The organism is Frankia nepalensis (genome assembly GCF_016786325.1).
In the GTDB taxonomy this organism is placed as follows: Bacteria; Actinomycetota; Actinomycetes; order Frankiales; family Frankiaceae; genus Pseudofrankia; species Pseudofrankia nepalensis.
Map to the genome: position 1 here is coordinate 1 of NZ_JADWYU010000313.1, position 2,784 is coordinate 2,784.

At 77.3% G+C, this 2,784-nt stretch carries 1 protein-coding gene; it reads right to left on the reverse strand.

What is annotated here, in order from left to right; all coding sequences use genetic code 11:
* Positions 1 to 234 precede the first annotated feature (234 nt).
* Positions 235 to 2,784: ArnT family glycosyltransferase (locus I6A81_RS40850; protein ID WP_203010511.1), on the reverse strand; the 2,550-nt coding region annotated here is incomplete at its 5' end.

Below are 2,784 nucleotides of genomic sequence, written 5' to 3' on the forward strand. Positions count from 1 at the left end.
CCCCGGGGGCGGCGTAAAACGCCCCGTATCCCCCCGCCACCCGGGATGACCAGGCCGGCCCGTCCACGGGTGGGCCAGCGTGAGCCCCGTCCTCGAGGGCGTCGGCGCTCTGGGCGGCGGGGCGGGGCGGCGTGGGTCAGCAGGCGGGACCCGTTCGCCGACGAAGTCGCCGTTCGGCTCTGCTGGCCTGGCGAGGTCTGGCCCGGCGCGGGTGAATACCAGGTTCTGCGTGGGTCAGGTCGCGATCGAGGTCGAGGCGGTGCCGGTCGACCCGGCGCTGGCCGGGACGGTGAGGTCGTAAAGCGTGGCGCCGTCGACCGTGGTCGCGGTGAAGTTCTCCTCGACCCAGGCGGCGATGTCGGCCGCCTCCTGGCTGCCGCCGTTACCGGAACCGGAGAGGCCGCCGCCGATGAAGTAGTGAATCCGGCCGTCGGCCACATATTCCTGGAATTGGGCGAGCGTAGGTGCCGGGTCGGTGCCGTTGAAGCCGCCGATGGCCATCACCGGCACGCGCGCGGCCAACTGGTACCCGGCGGCGTTGTTCGAGCCGACGGTCGCGGCGGCCCAGGTGTAGGCGGAGCTGTTCTCCTCGAGCAACGCCACCACGTCCGCGCTCGCCTCGGGGGCGCCCAGCAGACCGCCCATGCCGCCCGGACGGCCGCCCGTGAAGCCGGAGCCGCCCTGACCGCCCGACGGCGGAGCCCCCGGCAAGCCCGGCGGGAGACCGCCGGTCCCGCCGCCCGGCCAGGAGAAGCCGCCGCCCTGGCCGGGCTGGCCCTGGCCCAGCCCAGGCTGGCCCTGACCCGGCTGCCCCTGGCCCCACGGGCCCTGGCCGGCCTGGCCCTGACCCGCCTGGCCCTGACCTTGCTGGCCCTGACCCGGCTGGCCCTGACCTTGCTGGCCCTGGCCCGCCTGGCCCTGACCGGAGAAGCCACCGGGAACGCCGCCCGGCCCGCCCCCGAGCCGGACGAACCGGCCACCGCCGAAGGTCGACGGGCCGGCGCTCGGCAGCGCGCCGGTGTGCGGCGTGTCCGCGGTCGCCAGCGCGTAGCTGGTCGGGCCGAGCAGGCAGGCGGCCAGAGACACCCCCGCGACGGTCAGGCCGGCGAGGTCCGCGCGGACGCGCCCGATGACGCGCGGCCTCGGAATCGGCCCGGCGGGAGTCCTCCGAGGCCCCGTCGGATCGGCGAGGCCCTGGGTCCCCGCCGGATCGGCGCCGGCGGAGCGCGGGGAAGCCGCCTCGGCGGACTCCGGATCGGCGCCCGCGGAGACCTCCGCCGCGACGCCCCCGACGGCGTCCGTCCGCGTGGCCTCGGCACGGTCCCCCGCCGCGCCCTCGACGCGGTCCGGCCCCGTGCCCTCGGCGCGCCGGATGAGCCAGGGCAGGCCGGCCAGCGCCACCGCCGCCGCCAGGCCGACGGCCAGCACCGTCGGGCGCAGCCACGGCTGCCAGTCCGGCGACCGCCCGAGCAGCTTCGCGCACCAGATGACCGTGCCTCCGGTGACCACGGCGAGCGTGCCCGCCGCGGCCGGTTCGCGGCGCCGCTCCCACAGCGTCACGGCTCCCATCCCGACCAGCGCGCCGATCGCCGGCGCGAGCGCGACCGTGTAGTACGCGTGGAAGATGCCCTGCATCTGGCTGAACACGGCGCCGGTGACGACCAGCCAGCCGCCCCACACCAGGAAGGCCGCCCGGGCCCGGTCCGTCCGCGCCGCGCGGCGCGTCACCCACAGCCCGGCGACCAGCAGCGCGAGCGCGGCCGGCAGCAGCCACGCGACCTGGCCGCCGATCTCGGCGTTGAACAGCCGGCCCCAGCCGGTCTCACCCCAGCCGCCGCCGTTCGCCGGCGGGCCGAACACCTGGCCGGCCCCGCCGGGCCGGCCGCCGGCCCCACCGCCGCCGACGCTGCCCACCTCGTCACCGGTCAGCCGGCCGAAGCCGTTGTAGCCGAGGGTGAGCTCGAGCAGGCTGTTGTGCTGCGAGCCGCCGATGTAGGGACGGGCCGAGGCCGGCACCAGCTCGACGACCGCGATGTACCACCCGGCCGACGCCACCAGCGCGAGGCCCGCGAGCAGCACGTGGCGCACCCGCCGGCCGAGCCCGGTCGGCGCCACCACCAGGTAGACCAGCGCGAGCACCGGCACGATCAGGAACGCCTGCATCATCTTGGTCAGGAAGGCGAACCCGACGAGCACCCCGGCCAGCGCCAGCCAGCGGCCGCTTGCCCCCTCGACGGCGCGCAGCGCCGCGTAGGCCGCGCCGACGAGCAGCAGCACCAGTACCGCGTCCGGGTTGTTGAACCGGAACATCAGCACGGCGACCGGCGTGGTCGCGAGCACGAGCCCGGCGAGCAGGCCGGCGGCCGGGCTGAACGCCCGCCGGACGGCGGCGTGGAGCAGCCCTACCGAGGCGACCCCGGCGAGCGCCTCCGGCACCAGGATGCTCCACGAGCTCACCCCGAAGATCCGCGCGGACAGGCCCATCACCCACATGGCGACCGGCGGCTTGTCCACGGTGATCGAGTTCCCCGCGTCCGAGGACCCGTAGAACAGCGCCTTCCAGCTCTCGGAGCCGGCCTGCGCCGCCGCCGAGTAGAAGGCGTTCGCCCACCCGGACCGGCCGAGTCCCCAGAGGTAGAGCACCGCGGTCGCGGCGAGCAGCGCGAGCAGCGCCGGCCGCGCCCAGCGGGGGTCGTCGGCCGGCCCCAGCGCCACCCGCGCGGCGGGGCCCCGCCCCCCCGCGCGGCCCCCCCCCGGCCCCCCCGGGGCCCCGCCGCGGGCCCC